Source organism: Thalassoroseus pseudoceratinae (genome assembly GCF_011634775.1).
Taxonomy (GTDB): domain Bacteria; phylum Planctomycetota; class Planctomycetia; order Planctomycetales; family Planctomycetaceae; genus Thalassoroseus; species Thalassoroseus pseudoceratinae.
Genome location: NZ_JAALXT010000002.1, coordinates 613,559 through 633,350, shown reverse-complemented (window position 1 = coordinate 633,350; position 19,792 = coordinate 613,559). Strand labels below are relative to the sequence as shown.

The window sequence follows — 19,792 nt, the reverse complement described above, 5'->3', positions numbered from 1 at the left end:
GTTCACTCAGGCAGTTTTCATGCCGGAATGGAAAAAATCACGATCATGGCATCAAATGTGCCTTGGACGGCCCAGTGTTGCGGTCTTCGAAGCAGGACAGGAGGAAAATCCTGCTCACCGCGGCCCGATTCTGGTAATCTTTACAATGGAATCGGCAGATATTGCACAACGCAGCCGCAAAAAGGGAGTCGGTCGGTGAACACTTGGAAAAATTTGCGTCGCTCTGCAATTGTTGGTCTATTCGTTCTTGCCGCGACGGCGGTTTGGTTCGGTTGGAGTCATGGAGTCGATCAACTCGATGCCCAAGACAAGTCTCCGATGCTCGTCGTGGATCGCGGTGTGGTTCAGACGGCCGCGACGAAAAGTCCGGTGGAAACGCATCCACTCACGGCTCCCCTCCGACTCGCTAAGCGATCCCGTGTGGCGGTGGAGAACCTCGATGAGTACGCCTGCCGATTTGCCAACCGCGACGAAGTGAAAGGCCGAATCTATCACCATCAGGCAGCCGTCAAATTCCGGGCTCAACCGCACAGTGTGTATATGCGATTCGAAGGCGAACACGTCGGCCGGGAAGTGTTGTACGTGGAAGGGCGACACGACGGCAAACTGCTCGCTCGTGAAAAACGAGGTCTTGCTGCCCTGGTCGGAACCGTGATGCTCAAGCCAGAAAGTTCGCAAGCTCTTTCTGAAAGCCGACAGCCAATTACCAAATTCGGCATGGCCCATGTGCTGCAAGCGGTGATCAAGCAGTGGGAGTCCGAAGCTCGATTCGCCGCCGAGGAAACCGTCTCACAGTATTATCCCAGCGCGAAACTTCAGGAAATGGATTGCCAGGTCATCGAGACCTATCATCCAATCCGCCGCCGTGAATTTCCGTACTACCTGACTCGCTTGTTCATTGATAAAGCGACTCAACTTCCGGTGCGGATCGAGCAGTACGATTTTCCATCCCGTCCGGATGCCACGCCCCCGCTCGTCGAAGAATACACATTCTGGGACATCGTTCCCAACCCCGGTTTCACCGAAGCAGACTTCGACAGTCGTAATCCCAAATACAGTTTCTAGTTGGTCAAACATCGTCACTACAAGGGTTCGTTCGTCCGCAGGACCCTTGTTTCGGCAGGACTTCGGTTTCGCCGTTCCAAGACTTCTCCGTAAGTCTTGCCCGAATTAACCACATAGTGGTCTTTGGTGGCGATGCTCGACACAAATCAGGCCCGAGTTCCCGGGCTCAACCCCACAAAAACCTGCGAAGAACAACGCGAAATCGTGATAAAACAATTCGCCGCTGACCCGCATCGGAGATAATCGTAGGAATCATGGCACCAGCCTTTCCGTCAGCTTGACCCGCTTGCCGCAAGTCAGTATTATCGCCCGACCCGGAGAGATGCCAGAGTGGCCGAATGGGCCGGATTGCTAATCCGGTGTTCGGGTTTACCCGGACCGCGGGTTCGAATCCCGCTCTCTCCGCTTGTTTTTGACTCGAACCCCTGTGAGCCTAACGGCTTACGGGGTTTTTCGTTGCCAGCCGCATCCGGGTCGCCTGGTTTTTCCGAACCCGCAAAGCTGTCTGTTTTCGGCACAGAGCGGCATTGTTCGGCACCCGGTTTGGTCCTACTGGTGGTCTCACGATTGGTAGGCCGGGGAACCGAGTCCGTTGTGCCGGTTGCCGCAAGCGGTCTTGGTGACGTTGGGACCTTCGGAAGCTTGTTGACTGACTGACCCAAATCGGACACCGAGAGCTTCGTGTAGACACTTGCGGTCAACTTTGGGTCCGAATGCCGGGCGAGCCGCTGGGCGTCCTGAAGACTCACACCGGCCCGGCCAAGGTCGGTAATGAACTGCGACCGCAAAGCGTGGAAGTCAAATTGCAGTCCGTCGGCATCAACAAACTGCAATCGGTCGGATTGTTTTCGCCGCTCGTGTTCCGCGTCGTCATGGGCTTCTGCAATCCAAGCAGTTCGAGCCGCTTCCAGATCGCGTCGAAGCATCTTCGAGCAACTGTTGAACCATTTGCCCGGCCAAAGCTTTTCCGCTCGCGCTCCACCAATGGAGACGGTATTTAGTTCGCGGTACGAAAGCCAGTTTGTGATTTCAACCGCAATGTCATCAACCAAGGGGAGGACTGCCCCCCGACGTGCTTTTTCGTCGCCAGCATCAATCCTGACAGTGGCTGGTGTCGAATTCAGATCGAGATGCCCACAAGTCAAGCTGGCGAGTTCCTGAGCCCGTAAGCCGGTGCGTCCAGCCATCAGATACAACATCGCCCGATCGTCACCGGACAAGCCACGATGAACTTGCTGACTGTTTCTGGCGGCTTGAATCAGTCGTCCGAAGTCTTCCAGCGACAACGCCCGGCGGACAAGTTTGCGATCGGTTTCGACGTTGCCGCCTTCCAGATGGGCGAACACGTTCAATTGCATTCGGTTGTTCGCCACCATCCACTTAGCGAACGCCTTGGCACAACGAAGGTAATCATTCGAGGTTCGAACAGAGAGATTGCCGTCGGTCCGTTGCTCTTTCAGCCAGCTATACAGTTTGTCCGCGGACAATTCGGAAGGAAACACGAACTTGCAGCCGTCGAACGCCTTTCGCAACCGCGATGCGGTCAGCTTCACGTGATCACTTGTATTGTCCTTGGCGTTGAGGTATCGCCGGAATTCGTCGATGTGAGCCGACAACGGCTTCGCTTCCGCCACGGCCCGCGGATCGAGCATCCCCCATTTGGCGAGTTTCGATTTCAGATTACCGTCGATCGTTTGCAGCCAGCCCGATATCTCAGCGTCCGGCGGTTGGTGCATCGCGACGAACTGAGCCAGGCGTTCGAGCTTACGCCCGAGTTCCTGCGACAGTGCTTTATCGGTGAAGCCTGACACCTTGCGAAACGCTCCGCTGTGGTCGCGGAACTTGACGGACCAGTTCGAGTACTTTTTCGTTTTGCCGCCGCTTTTGTATGTCTGCTTGAAAACGCTCGCCATTTGTTACCCCCGGAAAAGTCATTGCTACCTAATCTTGACCCACGCCACAACCTTGAACCGCCGCAGTCCCCACGGGCTGCTTGCGATATTCACCCCCAACGCTATGGATGAGCTTGTCGGCCGTTCGTTTGGCCGCACTCAGTATTAGCCACGCGGCACCTCCACACGTGCGAACCCCAAACCGGCTTCACGACCCGCTTGACCGGACTTTTTCCGAAACCGATTCTGGCTCGGCCCCTTTTTCCAGAACCTCGCGGCAATGGGTACACCGCAGGGAAAAAGCCCGCAGTAATAATTTCAACGCTGACCGGAGCCGCTGGATGACCGATACATTGCTGTCGCTGCCCGACAAGCGGATTTCAAAGACTCGTCGCTTACTCATTCTTTCAAATCCTGAAGAAACAATCCGAGCGATTCTAACGCGGACACGCGGTTGAAAAGAGCTGCTCGGACCTTGTCGAGCGATTCGGCCACGCTGTTTTCAGTTTTGCCCCTGGCCGACGGAGTTGTCGATCGATTGGGCGAGATACGCACAGCCGTTCATAATTGCGACGGCGATCGCGTGTTGACCATCCTCGGGCAATGCTGCGATGTCTTGCTGCAGGCGGCCGGTGTACCACGGGTGATTGAATTCGAAATTGGGTTCAGTCATTGAAAAAGTCCCTTCTTGCCAATCGTTCTGCTTCGTCAGGAGATAGCCCACCGTCGACGACCATAATGGCGATCCGTTCCGCCAAGTCTTCTTCCACATCGGGGGTGAGTAGTTCCACAATTGCGGGCTTGTTATCTAGCAATTCGATTGCGACTGCCTCGGCTGACTTTGGCCCTTGTACGACCAACCGCTCGCCCTCGACACCCACAGTTAGTCCTACACGCATGGCTTTGGCCAGTAATGTTACCGCTCCCATCTCACGGCCTCCGCTGCAGGTGATGCGGGTGATTGCAGGGGATGTTTCGCCCCATTACTGATATGGATTCCGTTGTCACGCCTTATGCCTTGTGTATTGTGGGGGTTTTCATCACCTTCAATGCCCTTCATCACCTGCGTTTTCTGTGGCTCCGCAGGTGATTGCGGGTGAACATTCTCTTGGGTCTCGACCAATCGCCAGACTGCCGTCTTCTGACGGTCGGTTTCACAGTCGAGGCAACAACCGTTAACGATTCGCCGCCGAACGCCCCGAAGTCGATAACCGAGAACTCGCGGTGTAGGTAATCCACCAGACTTCCCAGGTGCGAATTCACAGATAGCATCGTGTAGCCGTTCCAGGTCGACTGGCAATTTGAATTTTGGCTCCCAAAAAGATGGATCGAGTTTGCGTAGTAGCTCTGCCAACCGCACACCGTCCGCAGGGATGTGGTGTTTAGCCTCGCTCCATGCTTCCAAGAGTTCCCGCAAGGCCATCACTTCGGTATCAACGGATTCGGAAAGTTCTTGCCGAGTTTTGCCGGGATCGGTCAAACCAACCCACACGACTGCATTGCGGACGGTTTCTGACCAACCCTCAAATGATCCCCACGGCGGAAGCTTCATGTCTGGCTTGCCAGCAACTTGATACGCCCGCAGAATCGTGAGTGCCGCGGACAACAGCCGCCCCCGGTTTTCGCGGGCATAACGCCTGATGTCGGGATGTTTGAACCCTTGGCGTTCCTCTGGCTTCTCACAATTAGCCTGCAGTCGGATGTGAGCGGTTCGCCGGGATGTGTCAGCCTCAAGAGCAACATTGTTCCCGCTGGCACACCATGTCATATAGAGCGGAAGCTTGATCTGCTCGTTTCGGCCGAGAACTCGGTCTTGCCAAATCGTTGACGTTAAGGCCGCATCAAGACTGGCACACCCCAGTTTGCCGCTGATGTTGTCCAACAGAACAAACATCGTGCACCACATCGCCGCCGTTGTAATCTGTTTGCGGCATTCTTCATTGTCTTTCGGGTTGCTCATGCGGGCAGCACTGCGGCCGTAGCAAATGATGCTCACCAGTTCGGCCAACAAGCTTTTCCCGACGCCCGGCGTGTTCGCGTCGATCAGAAATAGCGGAGACGGTCCATCGTAAGCCATGCGGGCCAACACGGTGAGCAGGAACGCGAACCACGCCGCCCTATGCGCGTCGGTCGCAAATGGGAAATCAGTCGTCAATTCCGAAAGCATGTCTCTTGCAGCGAGAGCTTGTGCTCGAGTCGGATTGCTGGGAACTGAAACCCGGATTGCACCGTCATGAAGATACAACCCCGTCGCTGCGTCATATCCGGGTTGCGTCAGGATCGATCCGTCGGGTTTCAAAATCGCGTGTTCAACAATCGCCCTGAGCGGTCGCACACTTTGCGGATATTGCCCTCGATCACGAATCGCCTGCGAACACCATTGTGGTGGGTGTGCCGGTCGCAACTCCTGGCTGCCGTCTTGATTCTTCACGATCGTCATGAAGTCGCATTGACGGGAAAGACACTCCCGAACGCTGGCAATCGATAGAGGTGCAATCTGAGGAACAGCGACCGTTCCGTTCGGTTCAACTGCCGTCGTCACAGTAACGAGTTGACCGGCCCGTTGGTAGATACTCGAATCCTTTGCGAGCAGTTCAACCGCCTTGTCGTTGACCTTGTGTTCCTGATGTGAAAGAACGATCTGGCGTTCCTTCTGCTCCGCAACATTACTCTTGGCTTTAGCCAGCGTCAGCTTGATGTAGTCCGGACGTTGGGCTTTGAGTGGTTCCTCATCGTGAATTCGACGATGTTCGCTGACCAGCCAAGCCGTTTCGGAGTCAGTGAAACTGTTGCGATAAGCGACGTGTGCCAAGTGCCAATCGTAGGCAGATTGTGAGCCGTCGCCAATTTCCGTTTCGCGGTTCCAGACCGCCGCAAACTTCGGTTGCTTCAACAGCAATTCGAGTTTTGCCGACGCCTCTGGATTGTCTTCAAGTTCGATGTGATCAACATTGACCTGCGACTTGGCAACTTCTTCCGGTTCAAACTCTTCGAAGTCGCTCGGTTCGTATCGTCGATCGCGATCATCTCGTAGTATCCTGACTTCTTCCCCGCCACTCTTTTGGTGGTATGTTCCCGGCGGACGAAAAATCCTGGCGAGGTCTTTCAGCCGTTCGTACTTGTATCCACGCTTGACAAATTCAGCCTTAATTAGATCGTTCCATCCCTCAAGTAATCGCTCGGCACAGATGCGATCTTCGGGAGTTTCAAGCATGGTCGGTTCATGGAAAAGCCAGTAAGCATGAAGACCGCCATTCTCGCCAGAGCTTCCGACAACCAGCGTCGGTGCGAGTGGCAACGCCTCAAGAATCTGCAAAGCCTCACTAGCGTCTGCAGGGTGATTCGGTCCATGCGTCAACGCGGTGTCGATGTCGGCGTACAACCCAGGCAACGCCGACGATAGTGAACTGTCGCCGCGTTTTCCCTTGGCGGGAATTCTCTCGAGAGTTGTGATGCGAAAATAGATGTCTTCGTCCGCACCCGTCCGATTGATGAATTCCACAGTATCAGGGATGTTGGTGAACGTCGCCGGAATAAAGTTGCTGGACGGAGTGCAGACACTCAAGAGATAGCCGTTGCCTGGTAGTTCTCCGTAGATTTCTTCAAGAAAATCGGTCGTTGCAGCGATGTTGATTGTCTTCACTATGCGTCCTCCCACGTGGAGAGAGCCGCCTTAGTCAACTCGTCAACTTTTGGTTGCAAGCGTTCAGCGTCATCTTCATTTTGCCAAGTGCAGACGACCAACTCGCCGTTGGGTAATTGGGTCTGATAGCGATGATCGGCAATTGTCAGTTCGCCAACTTCATTGATAAAATCCGCCGCGAGTTCGGGGTAGGTATAGCCCTCACACAAAGTCACAACCAACGCGACGACCTCATAGAGTTCGTCGCCACCACCCCATACGTGAACCAGTAACATCCGTTGCGACGGTGGCGATAAGCTGGTCGTGAGTGCCTTGGGGGCGTTGTCCCACCTTGAATTCAGTGCCCGAATCCACTCCTTGAGCAAATTCCCGTTGTTTCCTCGATTGTTCTGCCTTATCATATTCCTAGGTTTGAAAATTGAAGGCGTCCGCTCACCCCTAAAATGCGCGGGCGTCTTCGCATTTGTGATTGAAAGATTTCAGCCTTAACCCCCCGGTGCAAGGCCACAAACTTCAAACGATCACCGTGAAGGTGACTTCTTCACGACATCCCACCGTTCGCGAGCAGGTCCGCCAGCGGCCAGCCATGCCCTGAGCTCGACAACTGACCATCGCGGCGACTTGCCGAGTTTGATCGGCTCCGGAACCCGTCCTGCCGTGTTCAAGTCTCGGAAGTGCCGCTCGGAAATTCCTAAAAGGGCGGCAGCGTCTTTCGCATCAACGGCAAGCCGGTCACTGGGTTTGAGTTCACTCACCATCTGCTTCGGCTCCACGTTGCTGACTCGGGTATTCATCCTCACCATGTTTGTCCAGGTACGCCAAAAAATCGGTCCCCATCACGAACCCACGTCCGCCGGCATAGCGGACCCGCAGTCCTTTGCGCCTTGCTTTCCGTAGCGAATCTCGGCCCCAGCCGGTCATCCGAAAAAAGACCTCAAGCGGGTAGGCAGTGCCGCCGGTGATCGGTTCAAGAATCTGAGTCACTTTCACCTCCAAAATGAAACTTATGGTGCTAGGTCAGCCCCAGCGTTCGGATAGCATCGCACAGACCCCTAAGCCCCCCCCAATGTCAGATCGAGAAATTTTTTCAACTTTTTCGGAAATCGTCCGCGCACGAAAAAACGCGACGGAACCCCAGCGAATAACTGGAAAGAGCCGCCGCGTCGGAGCACGGGATGAAATCGCTAAGGAAAAAAATTGGCTACATCGAATTGAATAAGGCCGTCGATGCACTTGTATCCGACCAACTGGACCATTGCCGCACCCGGTGGGCAATGCGAACTGGCTCCATAAAAACTTGTCCGCTCAGATCTCATACGGCCACAGGTTCAGCTTGCCTTTAACACCTTCAATCGGCTCGATCTTCACCGGATTTTGGAAAATCCAGCAATACGGACCGCAGACGTGGTGCCATTGGTCCTCGTCCCAGGTATCCGCGAATTGCCGGATCTCGTCGGGACAGCCGCGACGGAAGGATAGCAGCAAGTCGGATTCGGTGATGTCGGTTAGATCGACATAGCCAATAATCGCCTGCGTCGAGCCGTCGCCAGGATGACCGGCGGCCATTGCTTCGGTCTGTTCGCGTTTGGAGTGCCAGCGGCTAGCGTGGATGTACAACCGGCCGCGGTGCTTGGTTTGCCAAGTGCGGTTTTCTACCGGCTTATCACCGGAGAGGATCAGATCGGCATACGGTTGGCGGATGGAGAGGACTCTGACGGTCTGTTTTTTCTTTGGCATGGTTTCCTCGGTTTCGGACAGCGGACAGGAACAGCATATGATAGACCGCACGGCGGCGAGGCGGTGCGGCTTGATCACGGACTGTTCTCTCTGCCGGCATTCGCATCGGCTTTCGTAAGCTCGGCCAGGTGACGTTGTGCGGCTTCGATAATCGACCGCGTGAATTATGCATCCAGCGATCGGATAGCGTTCAGCAGATGCGCAAAGTCGCTCAGACCGCGCCGTTCTTCTAGCGGCGATGGATACTGAGCGAGGCGAGCGGTGGATTTGTCGTTTTGAAAGCTCATGCGATTGCCTTTCAAGGTCTTCGGCGAGTAGGTCGCGGCGGACTTGCTCGCCTAGTAGGTCGTTGAATCGTTCGGAGAGGACTTTCAGTTTTCGCGCGTCGGTGTACCGGATGATCAAGGCTCGGACGATGTGCAGCTTTGTCGCGAGTTCAATGTCGGTCAGGTTTTGCAACATTGGTCGGCCTCGCCTTTCGCGATTGCAGCCATCAAGTCAGCCTTTGTGAAAGCTTGCAACTCAGTGACGGTCATTAGACCGACCGCGTAATACTTGCCGTCCGTCTCCACAGCAGCTGAGAACAGAGGTTCGCCGTTTTCGTTGTCCGTGTATGGTTCGCCACAGAGGTAAGCGGACAATTTCATCAGTGCCGGAGGGACGCATTCGAGTCCCCAACAGTATGCTTCCTCGGTGATCTCGTAGGCTCGTCGTTCTCGGCCTTCTTGCCAATTCTGCACAGTTCGATCACAAGCCGTTGACCAATCGAGTGGCGTTTCAGTCATGTCGGTTTTCCTTGGTGTTGAGAGAGCGACCGGCGGCGAACCGGCCGCGAGTGTGGGAAACGATCAGAGTGACTCAATCGTACGAACGGCAGCGGTCGCGGCTTCATAGCGAGTAACCGAACAGGTGGCGGAAGTCGGCGACAGTTTGCCGGATGTCGTCGCGGTACGCTTGGCAAGGGAAATGCCGGTCAGTCGCTTCGGCTTCGAGGTCGAGACGTTTCAACACGGCTTCCGCATGGAATGCGAGGTCGCGTAAAACACGGCGTTCTTCGTCGGTCAGGTTGCGATTTTCGGCAGTGATCATCGGCCTAGCTCCTCATTAGTAGGAAGGGATGCAACGGCGCCGCGGTCGTCAAGGATCTGCAAGCAAACCGCGATGACGTCGGTTAGCTCGGAGTTCGTTAGCGGCTTAAACTCGCGCTTGAGCAAGCCGTGATGGAGATTCATAGCAAGCTCGATTTCGCGGACGGTTTGAGCGGTCCGTCTGGCCGGGAGCTGGCGGAAGTCGAGTTCCGCAGCGGCACCGGCGAGTCCGCGTGCTGGCTTGTCGTAGATGCGTGGCTCAGTTTTCTTGTTGGTCATTGGTGAAGTCTCCGGTTCATAAGCGGGAAGCCAGCCAGCGCCGATTGCCAGCCGGCGAGGTTAGCGGCGGTCAGGCGGCGGAATAGTTCTCAACCAGAGCGGTTGCCAAGTGGCGGAAAAAGTGATTCACGTCGCCATTGAGGGAATCGATTTTCACAATCGTGGTTTTGATCTCGGCTTGCTCGTGAGCTGGAGCAGTCTTGATGGCTTCGATCACGACTTCCGAGTCAATGACGTGTTCGGTGCCATCGCTGGCGGTAATGTTCCAGTGAGCGACTGGGAGGTTCTTTTCTTCGAGGAAGGTTTCAAACCATTGGAGAAAAACGGACATGGTTTCAATCTCCTGCGATACCAGGACGGTGAAAGATGCGACCGGCGACGGTGCCGGTCGCGGGAAGCGTCGGCGGCTTAGGTCCACCAGGACGTCGCCTCTTTAGCAGCGTCGATCGGTAACAATTCGTCGAGCGTTGGCCGATCGGAGTTGCCAGCGTGCCAAGCGGCCGCGTAAGTGTCCGACAGCTTGGCGGCTTCAATGTCGAGCGCTGCCGCTTTTGAATTGAGGATTGCGAGCGTCTTACCAATCGCCGCGGTGTACTCTTTTTTCATCGTTTCAGCCTCATTCGGATCAGAGACGGATTGACGCACCAGTCGTCACTGTGTTGACTTCGTGGCCGTCAGCACAGACTAAATCGTTCTGGCGCAATGTCAACACTGTGTAGACTGCTTTGAAAATAAAACCGGGAATTGGTTTGCTGAGCAGTATTGAGCTACTTCACAATTTCCGCAGCGGTAACGCCTACGGCAGCGGCGACAGCGTCCAGTCTATCGATGTCCGGCGATCGAGAACCGTTCTCCCATGCGAACCAAGTCGCTCGACTGACGCCAACAATCTCCGCGCATTGATCGGCCGTCCAACCGCCAGCAACGCGGGCGGTCTTAATGTTTCGTCCGACTCGTTTGCGGACTTCGCCGGGTTCGTTCTCAGGGCGTGGCATAGTCGTCACAGTGTAGGCATTGAATGAGGAAAGTTCCACCAAAACTTCAGTGACCGGGCCATTCGATAAACGGACCACTCTCATGTTGAAAGAGTACGGCAATCAGAGGCCGGTGAACACGGACTTCAGTCCCCCCCAGGTACGTCTGCAATCTATTCAGTCACGCCCCGGTAGCTCGGGTTTTCAGTTTTTCGTAAAGGCCGAGGTGGTTGAGCATCAGATGCTTGAGGCGTTCTTGTAGGTCGGCGGAGTTGAGGGCTTTGGTGCTGAGTTCGGTTTGAACATCCATGGCCTCAATAATTGCATTCACAATTTCGTTCTTCAGATCTGGCGAGTTGGCGAATTGCTCTTTGGTGTTGTTGGCGGCTTGTTGTTGTAGGAGGGGCGATTCCAGCACTTTCTCGTTGAGTGTGTTGGCGTGCGAGAGCTGGTCGCCGTCGGTGGTGTCGGTGCCGTAGATCTCATTGAGCTTGGAGATGATCTCGGTGAGCAGGGCCTTTTCTTTCTCATGGACTGCGCCGCCGCCGATTTCCGTGAGTGGATTGAGCTTCGGTGCGTCGTCGCCCGCGAGACCAAGATTCCCTTGACCACGCCGGCTGAGTTTGTGATGGGTGAGTTGGACTTCGGAAAGATCGACGCCTTCGCGTTCTCGACCAAACTTCAGGAGTCGCACCAGGCATTTGTAGAAAATCGCTCGCTTCTCGAAATCGGTGTTGCCGTAGTCGAAAATCTGCGAAAGGAACGTGTAGGCTCTCACGTAGGTGGCGATGTCCGTACGGAACAGCATCAACGCATCCATTGTGTCCTGGGCGGCCTGCGCGGACTTCTCGTCTTTGTGTTCTTTAGCTTGGGCCTGGGCTTCCTTGGCGGCCGCGAATTTTTTCAGGAGCCGATCCGCAACGGGGGTGATCGCGGCTTCGAGTTGCTTCTGTTTCGACTTGGGATCGAGGACCACTTTGACCACGCGTTCGATTTCGTGTTCATCGTAGTAGCCCAACGCATCCAGCTTGGAACGCAAGTCGAGAATAATGTTCGGGTCGGTCGCGTCGGAGAGTTCAGCAGTTGTGTAGTAGGTTTTGAAGGCCCCAAGGATTTCGTCGGGCTCGTTGACGAAATCGAGAATGTAGGTGTCGTCTTTGCCGGGGTAGCAACGGTTGAGCCGGGAAAGTGTTTGCACGGCTTGGATTCCTGCCAACCGTTTGTCGACGTACATGCCGCACAACAACGGTTGATCAAACCCGGTTTGGAATTTGTTTGCGACGAGTAGAATCTGGAATTGGTCCTCTTTGAACGCCTCGGCGATGTGGCGGCCTTTGAGATCGGGGTTGAGAACCGTGCTCGTCTCTTTGAATGGCTCGGGGCCGGATTCTTTGTCGTCGACTTCCCCGGAAAACGCGACTAGGGTTTTGAGTGCGTATCCCTTTTCTTGAATGTATTTGTTGATAGCCAGTTGCCAGCGGACCGCTTCTTTGCGGCTGGTGGTGACGACCATGGCTTTCGCTTTGCTGCCGAGTAGCGGGGCAACAGTTTCGCGGAAGTGTTCGACGACGATTTGCACCTTCTGGGCGATGTTGTACGGATGCAGCCGCACCCAATTCATCAGTCCACGCATCGCGGTGCTGCGTTCGACTTGGATGTCGTCGAGATTCTTGCCTGCATTGGCAAGTTTGAAGGCGAGTTTGTACGTTGTGTAGTTCTTCAGGACATCGAGAATGAACCCTTCTTCGATCGCCTGCCGCATCGAATACACGTGGAACGGTTCTGGCAGGTTGCCTTGGGCGGCAGGTTGGGTTGGATCGGGACGGCGGCCGAAGAGTTCGAGCGTTTTCGCTTTCGGGGTGGCGGTGAAGGCAACGTAGGTGATGCCCGCATCCGCCGCCCGCGAGGCCATTTGTGCGGTGAGGATGTCTTCGCTGCTGATCGTTCCGCCGTCTTTGAGTTCTTCCTGTTCCTCGGCAGAGAGCACCTGTTTCAACTTCGAGGCCGCTTCGCCGGTCTGGGAACTATGGGCTTCGTCCGCGATGACTGCGAACCGTTTGCCCTCGGTGGCGGCGAGTTCTCGCACCGTCTGAAGCGCGAACGGGAAAGTTTGGATCGTACAGACCACGACCTTCTTATCGCCACTCAATGCGCCGGCGAGTTCGGCACTCTTACTGCCTTGGTCACCTTTGATGGTCGCGACCACGCCGGCTGTGCGTTCGAAACCGTAGATGGCATCCTGTAGCTGCCCGTCGATCACGCGACGATCGGACACGACTAGCACCGTATCGAACACTTTCTGGTCATTCGCATCATGCAGGTCGGCGAGGAAGTGGGCCGACCAGGCAATCGAATTCGTTTTCCCGGAACCGGCGGAGTGTTGGATCAGGTATTTCTGACCGGCTCCTTCGTCGAGCACGGCGGATTGGAGTTTGCGGGTGGCATCGAGTTGGTGATAGCGGGGGAAAATAATTTTCGTGATCTGCTTTTTCTCGTTCCGCTCGGCGACCAGGTACCGGCCGAGAATGTCCAACCAACTGTCTCGCTGCCAGACTTGTTCCCACAAGTACGAAGTTGCGTAGCCGTTCGGATTGACGGGGTTGCCGGCGGCACCGTGGTCGCCTTGGTCGAAGGGCAGGAAGTGGGTGGCGTGTCCGGCGAGCTTGGTCGTCATCTTCACATGACTGCTGCTGACGGCGAAGTGCACCAGGGCTCCCGAGGGGAACAGCAGCAGCGGTTCGGCGGCTTGTCCGGGAGGCTGGGGTTGCCGGGATTGTTTGTACTGAAAAACGGCATCGTTGATGCTTTGCGTGTTGTTCGTTTTGAGTTCGGCGGTGGCGACGGGAATGCCGTTGAGAAATAGCACCAGATCGAAACTGTTTTCGTTGTGCGTCGAGTACCGCACCTGCCGGACGATCCGCAATCGATTGTCGGCGTAGCGTTGCATGATGTCGGGGTTCATGCCGAGGGCAGGTTTGAACTGGGCCATCCGCAGGGGTTTGCGAAGCCCCAGCACATCGAAGCCGTTCCGCAGCACGTGCAGTGTGCCGCTGTGGTCGAGTGACGTCCGCAGCCGTTTGAGCAGCGTGGGTTCGGCGGCGGCACCGTGGTTCTTGGTGAGCGTCTGCCACGCCTTCGGGTCGGTTTGTTGGACCCACGCGAGGACGTCGCTCGGAAACAACGCCAAGCCGCGATCGTACTTCGCCGCATCCTTCTCGGCGTATAACCACCCATTCGCGGCCAGATGCTCGCAGACGTCGTCCTCGAATTTGTTTTCGTGGTGCAGGCTCATGCCGTCTCCTGAGTCTCAAACTCTCGAACATCGATTTTGCCCGTCACCGCCGCGGAAATCAAAGCCGTCCGTCGTTCTTGGAGAAGATCGATCGCACGTTCGGCTTCTGCTTGAAGCAGGTCAAATCGCTGCGATTCTGAATTGAGTTGATGAATTAGTTCATCCTGCTCATAACGGGTCGGTAGAATAATGATGAGATTGGCGATGACTCCCGTATTCAAACCTGGAAGGATTGCACCCCGTTTTTTCTGTGTTATTTGCTCGACAATGTACGGCGCTTCATGAAGTATCTTTGACAGATAATGTGAGGCAATCTTGTTTTCGTCGACACGGATACGAATCGTATCTGAGTCGATGATACCTGGTTGCGGAAGAACTTCGATCAGTCGTGCATTACCTAGACTGCCCTTTCTAGTGAGTACTAGGTCACCAACACTAGCGGCGTAACGTGAAAGCTCCATATAGCGATCTTGTGAAATCCATCGTTGACCACGCGTAAAATCGCCGGAGATTGTGTTTTCTTGACCAAACACTTTGTATCCGGTGTCTTTTCCGTCGAGATCCAATAGCATACCGCCAAACGGTCCCATCTGAATTCCGTCATCTAATTGCACCAAGTATTTGATACGCGTAACACTCCAGTTTTCAGGAATAACGCCGAGCCAGGGGATGCCGGAGGGTTTCATGGGGGCGTTAGGGTTGAGGCCTTTGGTGACCGCGTGACTGATGACCGCCTGCCGCTTTTCCTTCAGCAACTCAATCAACCGCCGCTGCTCCGCCACCAAACCATCAATCTTCGCCGTCTCCACATCCAAAAACGACGCGATTGCCTTCTGCTCGCTGACATTCGGATAAGGCAGAAGTACTGAATTTAATTTGTTGATTGGAATCCGCATCCGGATGGTATTTAGCTTTCCCGACGTTTCGGATTCCTTCACCATAATTCCATTTCCAAGCCCAAACAAGCTTTTCTGAAATGCCGTGGCTTGAAAGATATGTGAGAAATACCTCACCTCGTCTTGCTCGTATCTCGGATGAAGCATGTAGTAAACCGGGCTAACAATCCCAAAGTATTCTGATAGCCCCACAGACCCAGCAACGACATTCATGCTGTTGAGTACAATGTCGTTGGGATATGCCAGTTTATATGCAGTCAGATCCTCTTTGGCCTTATTTCCGCCGCCGCCGCGTTCAGCATATGGGATTACACCTCGGTCCATAGTTAAAGACAAAATGTTCTCCGATTTGATCGGATCATTTTTTTCGTTTCTGTCTTTCAGTATGGATTTCAATTTTTGGATACGCCACCTGGTTGGTATGTCGCCTATCCAAGGCACTCCAGAAGGTTTGTAGCTTTCATACGCCGGAAAACTCATTGGGACAATTCTCCGATCATGTGGACGATGCGATCGGTGACGACTTTGAGTTCGGCGTCGATCTCGGTTAACTCGCGGGGCGGTTGGAAGACGTAGAAATGCCGGTTGAAGGGGATTTCGTAGCCGATTTTGGTTTTGTCGGGGTCGACCCAGGCGTCGGGCACGTGCGGCAAGACTTCCCGTTGGAAGTAGGCGTCCACATCCTCGCCAAGCGGCACGTCTTCGGTGTCGCGGAGTTTCGTGTCGGGCTTGGGTTGGCCCTTGCGTTTGCCCTTCGTCTCTAACATCGGCTTGCCCTGCTTGTTCAACTTGGGTCGCTCGACGGTGATGGTCTGGTATCCAAAATCCTCGTTCCGGAAAATGCGACTGATCGGCACCGCCGCCGATCCCGCCGCCCGCGCTTTGGGGCCGACTTTCTTACGGGTTTCGGGATCGACGTAGACTTCCTTGGCGTCACCGAATAGCCGGGTGATTTCGTCGATGTGCTCCTCACCGAGTTCCTTGCGTTTGCTGCCGAGACTTTTTCGCATCTTCTGCCACAGGCCGCTGGCGTCGATCAACTGCACTTTCCCCCGGCGATGATCGGGCTTGCGGTTGGTGACGATCCAAATGTAGGTGCTGATGCCGGTGTTGTAGAACATGTCGGTCGGCAAGCCGATGATGGCTTCGAGCAGATCGTTCTCCAGCACGTACCGGCGAATCTCGCTTTCCCCGCTGCCGGCGTTGCCGGTGAAGAGCGGCGAGCCGTTGAGCACAATCCCGAAGCGACTGCCGCCGTCTTTGGTGGGTCGCATTTTGGAGATGAGGTGCATCAGGAACAGCAGCGAGCCATCACTCACCCGCGGCAACCCCGGCCCGAAACGACCGTTGTAGCCGTCCTGCTGGTGTTCCTTCTTGATCTCCTTTTGAATTTTCTTCCACTCCACCCCGAATGGCGGATTAGAAAGCATGTAGTCGAAATGGTTGCCGGGGAGGCCATCGTCGGACAGCGTGTTGCCATGGATGATGTGGCTGATGTCCTGGCCTTTGATCAGCATATCCGCCTTGCAGATGGCGTAGGACTCGGCGTTGAGTTCCTGACCGTACATGACGAGCCGAGCATTCGGGTTCTGACCGGTGAGATGATCTTCCGCGACGGATAACATCCCGCCTGTCCCAGCGGTGGGGTCGTACAGCGAACGGACGATGCCGGGTTTAGTGAGGGCGTCGTCATCCTCGATGAACAGCAGGTTGACCATCAACCGAATGACTTCTCGCGGCGTGAAGTGTTCCCCGGCAGTCTCGTTGGAAAGCTCGGCAAACTTGCGAATGAGTTCCTCGAAGACGTGCCCCATCTGCTCGTTGCTGACGAGGTCGGGATGCAGATCGATGCCCGCGAACTTCTCAGTGATCAGATACAGCAGCTTGCTTTTCTCCAGCCGTTGAACCTGGGTGTGGAAGTCGAAGCACTCGAAGATGTCTTTCACCGCCGGAGAGAAGGCCTCGATGTAGGAGAACATGTTCTCGGCGATATTGTCCTGATCGCCCATCAGCTTCTTCAGGTCCAACGGCGAGGTGTTGTAGAACAACAGCCCCGACTTCTTGAGCAGAAACGGCTCCGGATTCAGCCCCGCCGCTTCGCGTTTTTCCTTCTCTTTGAGCACGGCGGATTTGGTCGGTTCCAACACACAATCCAACCGCCGCAGCACCGTAAACGGCAAGATGACGCGACCATACTCCGACTGCTTGTAATCCCCCCGCAAAAGGTCCGCGACCGACCAAATGAAGGACGAAAGGTTCTGTTGGTTCATTGCTCTGGTTGTCTATTTGACTGTTTCAACGACGTGGATGTTGGTGAACTCTTTGTTCAGGAATCGCAAAGAGTAACCGACCTGGACCGGAATTTCAGCCTCACGGTTAGCCGACGGTGAAGAAGCGAGGCCACCGGGGCTCGATAGGGCAATGAATGCCTTGTTGTTGGGGCCGGCACCGCGGGAAAACCTCGACATCGACCAACGGATACAGCAAAGATTGCAGTCGGCTTCGAAAGCGGGGAAATGGAATTTGTCTTCCATGGACACTCGGGCGAAAAAGTCCCTCGGCCCGTCGGCTGGACAACATCGGTTCTACTGGCCACGATGGATGCTTTAGTGAACGATAAACCATGAGTAGAAGACGGGTGCCCAGCTTGAAATGGGGGAAGGTGAGGCGTGAGCTCAGGTAACCCTGCGGATGATTTGGCACCGGCGTGGCCACCTACGACCTTTGTCCGGTTTGAGGAGGGATTAGATACCAGCATGGGGACAGCCCGGATTGTTACTGACGCGGGTCGAGCCTACATTAAGGCGATGGGCAACCGGCAAGGACCGCACCCACTCGCCTGCGAAGTCGTGGCGACTCGGTTGGCAGCTTGGTTCGGCTTGCCGACACTTGAGCATTCGATCCTCGACATCGACGCAGAATTCGACGAGATTCCGTACGTTCGCGGAGGGGTTGCTGCAACTGGGCCTGCATTCGTTACAAAAGCAATAACTGGACATCCATGGGGCGGGTCGGAGAAAGAACTCGTGAACCTTGTAAACCAATGTGACGTTGGACGTTTGGTCGTGTTCGACACGTGGGTGCGGAATTGTGATCGGCACCCTCCCGACTCGGAGGCACGTAAACCGAACTATGACAATGTTTTCCTGGAGGATCTTAGGGAGGATGACTCAGGCAAGACGCGACTGATGGCGATCGACCACACACATTGCTTCACTTGTGGCCGAGATCTGAACAGCGGCGTCGCGAACATCGGAAACGTGAAGGACGAACGTCTTTACGGACTTTTCCCAGGATTCAGAAATTTGGTACTCCAAGAGGATGTTGAAGCCGCGATCGCGAAGCTGAACGAGTTAAATGTGGAAACGGTTAGGCCAATAGCCGAAGACTTACCGAACGAGTGGGAAGTTGACGATAGAGCAAAAGATGCATTAATTGATCTGATTGTCCGGCGAGCTGACTTCGTGGCGGGCATAATCCTGGGACTCATCGCTCGGCAGTGTTGGCCATCTCGGTTGTTCGGCAACTGCTAGCACCGGAGTAAGAAAAAATGAAACCTCAGCGTGGGTATTACAGTCTCATTCAATTTGTGCCTGACGCTTCCCGCCTGGAAGCCGTCAATATGGGCGTTGTGCTGTTCTGTCCCGATTCTGGATACTTGCGTGCGAGGACATCAGGCAGTAACAAGCGGGCCGAAAAGTTGGTCGGCCGTGGCAACCTTGAGAAGGAAGCGCTTAACGCAGCCAAGGATGCGATCGAGAAACGACTTGAAGTGGACCGAGAATCGTTTCGGGACATCGAAGACCTTGAGCAATACATTGACACCCGAGCAAATTGGCTGAAGTTAACCAAAGCCAGACCGGTAAAGGTGTTTCACCCTGAAACGGAACTCGACAAACTCTTTGTGGAGCTCGTCGGTGGGCGGCCAAGTCGACAAGCAAAAGCCGATAGCAGGGAATTGTTTCCTGATCTTCACGACGTATTTCAACGATTAGAATTGGAAGGTCGTGCTCAGCTTGACGTCAAAGTTACGGTGCCCGTTCTACAAAGGTCTCTGAACGTACCCTACGCCTATCAAAACGGCGTATGGAACCTGGTAAAGCCACAACGATTTTCAAGCAAAGAGAGCGCATCTATCAAGACGGCGATGGGACTCGCCATGGAAGGCGATCTCGTTAAACGACATGGAACCAAACCGCAGAATGATGCCCGTATTATCGTTGTATTGTCATTCGACGAACCGGAGAATACAGCACTCGTCTCAAAGGTTGATTCGTTGTTCAACGAATATCACGTGGAGACAGTGGCAAAAAACAGAATTCCAGACTTCGTCGCCAAGGTGGAGAGAGAAGCTCACTAGAGCGCAGAAAATCCGTGCCTGTTTGAAATCAGCACGATTCACTTGCCGAGTAGTATGAACAGATTTACCGTTCCAGGATAGGCAGACCAAGCAGCTACCGACGACAACGGGAACAGGCACAGCGCCAAGCACACAGGAATCGCCGGATTCACGCCCTACGGCTTTCCGTCCGGCTGACTGACCGAAACGTTTACGACATCGTGGTTCGCCCGCAGCGTGTCATTCTCGCCGCCGACGGTCGCGAGATTCGCAAAGCGGATTCCGGTCGACGCATCAATTGGGTTTGGTCCGGAAAGGCGACACCGTCACGCTAGGCGAATACGGCGACGCCCACGTCCAAACCGTGATGATCGAAGAATCGACGCCCATGGTGGAAGCCGCCAAACCGATTACAACCGCCGCCGATTGGTTGGCGGGTCGGTGTTGATTCTGGTGTGACCGTTACCCGCCCCGAGCCAATTGCAATCGGCGTGCGTATTCGGTGGCGATTCATTGGGCCATACGCGGATTTCTTTGTCATCGTTGAGGATGAAGGCGAGGGAATAGATTCGACGCGGGCCGTCGGT

21 protein-coding genes, 1 tRNA gene and 1 pseudogene are annotated in these 19,792 nt (G+C 54.9%); 6 read left to right on the top strand and 17 right to left on the bottom strand.

Annotated elements, in window-relative coordinates:
- The first annotated feature begins 195 nt into the window (after window positions 1–195).
- The gene (locus G6R38_RS08110; protein ID WP_166822624.1) at window positions 196–1,065 is read left to right on the top strand and encodes a DUF1571 domain-containing protein; all 870 of its coding nucleotides are present in this window, start codon (window positions 196–198) and stop codon (window positions 1,063–1,065) included.
- Between the two features lie 316 nt (window positions 1,066–1,381).
- Window positions 1,382–1,470 (top strand) — tRNA-Ser (locus G6R38_RS08105).
- A 326-nt stretch (window positions 1,471–1,796) separates the two neighbouring features.
- Here G6R38_RS08105 and G6R38_RS28410 read toward each other — a convergent pair.
- Window positions 1,797–2,411 (bottom strand): annotated as a pseudogene (locus G6R38_RS28410) (site-specific integrase); the annotation flags it as partial.
- Here G6R38_RS28410 and G6R38_RS27990 point away from each other — a divergent pair.
- Entirely contained in the window at window positions 2,292–2,873 is a 582-nt protein-coding gene (locus G6R38_RS27990; RefSeq protein ID WP_240928115.1) for a hypothetical protein, read from the top strand. The pseudogene G6R38_RS28410 and the gene G6R38_RS27990 overlap by 120 nt on opposite strands.
- 586 nt (window positions 2,874–3,459) lie before the next feature.
- Here G6R38_RS27990 and G6R38_RS08095 read toward each other — a convergent pair.
- The 16 genes from G6R38_RS08095 to G6R38_RS08020 all read right to left on the bottom strand — a co-directional run bounded on the left by G6R38_RS08095 (window position 3,460) and on the right by G6R38_RS08020 (window position 17,136).
- Window positions 3,460–3,630 carry a hypothetical protein gene (locus tag G6R38_RS08095; RefSeq protein WP_166822621.1) on the bottom strand — a complete coding sequence of 57 codons (171 nt, stop codon included), beginning with the start codon at window positions 3,628–3,630 and terminating at the stop codon, window positions 3,460–3,462.
- Entirely contained in the window at window positions 3,623–3,886 is a 264-nt protein-coding gene (locus tag G6R38_RS08090) for a hypothetical protein (protein WP_166822618.1), read from the bottom strand. Before G6R38_RS08090 ends, G6R38_RS08095 begins: the two co-directional genes overlap by 8 nt.
- On the bottom strand, window positions 3,874–6,600 hold the full coding sequence (locus tag G6R38_RS08085) for a hypothetical protein (protein WP_166822615.1): 2,727 nt from the start codon (window positions 6,598–6,600) through the stop codon (window positions 3,874–3,876). The genes G6R38_RS08090 and G6R38_RS08085 overlap by 13 nt, the downstream gene beginning before the upstream one ends.
- The gene (locus G6R38_RS08080) at window positions 6,600–7,001 is read right to left on the bottom strand and encodes a hypothetical protein (protein ID WP_166822612.1); all 402 of its coding nucleotides are present in this window, start codon (window positions 6,999–7,001) and stop codon (window positions 6,600–6,602) included. Before G6R38_RS08080 ends, G6R38_RS08085 begins: the two co-directional genes overlap by 1 nt.
- Window positions 7,002–7,121: 120 nt before the next feature.
- A complete protein-coding gene (locus G6R38_RS08075) occupies window positions 7,122–7,358 on the bottom strand; it encodes a helix-turn-helix transcriptional regulator (protein ID WP_166822609.1) in 237 nt (78 codons plus the stop codon).
- Window positions 7,348–7,584: a hypothetical protein gene (locus G6R38_RS08070; protein WP_166822606.1), complete on the bottom strand. Its 237-nt coding sequence runs from the start codon at window positions 7,582–7,584 to the stop codon at window positions 7,348–7,350. Before G6R38_RS08070 ends, G6R38_RS08075 begins: the two co-directional genes overlap by 11 nt.
- A 321-nt stretch (window positions 7,585–7,905) precedes the next feature.
- On the bottom strand, window positions 7,906–8,337 hold the full coding sequence (locus tag G6R38_RS08065) for an ASCH domain-containing protein (protein WP_166822603.1): 432 nt from the start codon (window positions 8,335–8,337) through the stop codon (window positions 7,906–7,908).
- A gap of 446 nt (window positions 8,338–8,783) precedes the next feature.
- Window positions 8,784–9,122 (bottom strand): hypothetical protein, encoded by a 339-nt coding sequence (locus G6R38_RS08060; protein ID WP_166822600.1) that lies wholly within the window; start codon window positions 9,120–9,122, stop codon window positions 8,784–8,786.
- A gap of 103 nt (window positions 9,123–9,225) precedes the next feature.
- Window positions 9,226–9,426, bottom strand: a complete 201-nt coding sequence (locus tag G6R38_RS08055; protein ID WP_166822597.1) for a hypothetical protein — start codon at window positions 9,424–9,426, stop codon at window positions 9,226–9,228.
- Window positions 9,423–9,704, bottom strand: coding sequence for a hypothetical protein (locus tag G6R38_RS08050; protein ID WP_166822594.1), 282 nt, complete (start codon window positions 9,702–9,704; stop codon window positions 9,423–9,425). Before G6R38_RS08050 ends, G6R38_RS08055 begins: the two co-directional genes overlap by 4 nt.
- A gap of 70 nt (window positions 9,705–9,774) precedes the next feature.
- Window positions 9,775–10,035, bottom strand: coding sequence for a hypothetical protein (locus G6R38_RS08045; protein ID WP_166822591.1), 261 nt, complete (start codon window positions 10,033–10,035; stop codon window positions 9,775–9,777).
- Window positions 10,036–10,112: 77 nt separating this feature from the next.
- Window positions 10,113–10,310, bottom strand: coding sequence for a hypothetical protein (locus G6R38_RS08040; RefSeq protein WP_166822588.1), 198 nt, complete (start codon window positions 10,308–10,310; stop codon window positions 10,113–10,115).
- 161 nt (window positions 10,311–10,471) lie between these two features.
- Window positions 10,472–10,738: a helix-turn-helix domain-containing protein gene (locus tag G6R38_RS08035; protein ID WP_166822585.1), complete on the bottom strand. Its 267-nt coding sequence runs from the start codon at window positions 10,736–10,738 to the stop codon at window positions 10,472–10,474.
- Window positions 10,739–10,859: 121 nt separating this feature from the next.
- Window positions 10,860–13,970: a type I restriction endonuclease subunit R gene (locus G6R38_RS08030; RefSeq protein WP_166822582.1), complete on the bottom strand. Its 3,111-nt coding sequence runs from the start codon at window positions 13,968–13,970 to the stop codon at window positions 10,860–10,862.
- On the bottom strand, window positions 13,967–15,346 hold the full coding sequence (locus tag G6R38_RS08025; RefSeq protein ID WP_166822579.1) for a restriction endonuclease subunit S: 1,380 nt from the start codon (window positions 15,344–15,346) through the stop codon (window positions 13,967–13,969). The genes G6R38_RS08030 and G6R38_RS08025 overlap by 4 nt, the downstream gene beginning before the upstream one ends.
- A complete protein-coding gene (locus G6R38_RS08020; protein ID WP_166822576.1) occupies window positions 15,343–17,136 on the bottom strand; it encodes a type I restriction-modification system subunit M in 1,794 nt (597 codons plus the stop codon). Before G6R38_RS08020 ends, G6R38_RS08025 begins: the two co-directional genes overlap by 4 nt.
- A gap of 399 nt (window positions 17,137–17,535) precedes the next feature.
- Between G6R38_RS08020 and G6R38_RS08015 the strand changes: the two genes are divergently transcribed.
- The 3 genes from G6R38_RS08015 (at window position 17,536) to G6R38_RS08005 (ending at window position 19,653) form a co-directional block, all read left to right on the top strand.
- Complete coding sequence (locus G6R38_RS08015) at window positions 17,536–18,399, top strand: HipA family kinase (RefSeq protein WP_166822573.1); 864 nt, start codon at window positions 17,536–17,538, stop codon at window positions 18,397–18,399.
- 17 nt (window positions 18,400–18,416) lie between these two features.
- The gene (locus G6R38_RS08010) at window positions 18,417–19,226 is read left to right on the top strand and encodes a DUF3037 domain-containing protein (protein ID WP_166822570.1); all 810 of its coding nucleotides are present in this window, start codon (window positions 18,417–18,419) and stop codon (window positions 19,224–19,226) included.
- A 277-nt stretch (window positions 19,227–19,503) separates the two neighbouring features.
- Window positions 19,504–19,653: a hypothetical protein gene (locus G6R38_RS08005; RefSeq protein WP_166822567.1), complete on the top strand. Its 150-nt coding sequence runs from the start codon at window positions 19,504–19,506 to the stop codon at window positions 19,651–19,653.
- The last annotated feature ends 139 nt before the right edge of the window (window positions 19,654–19,792 follow it).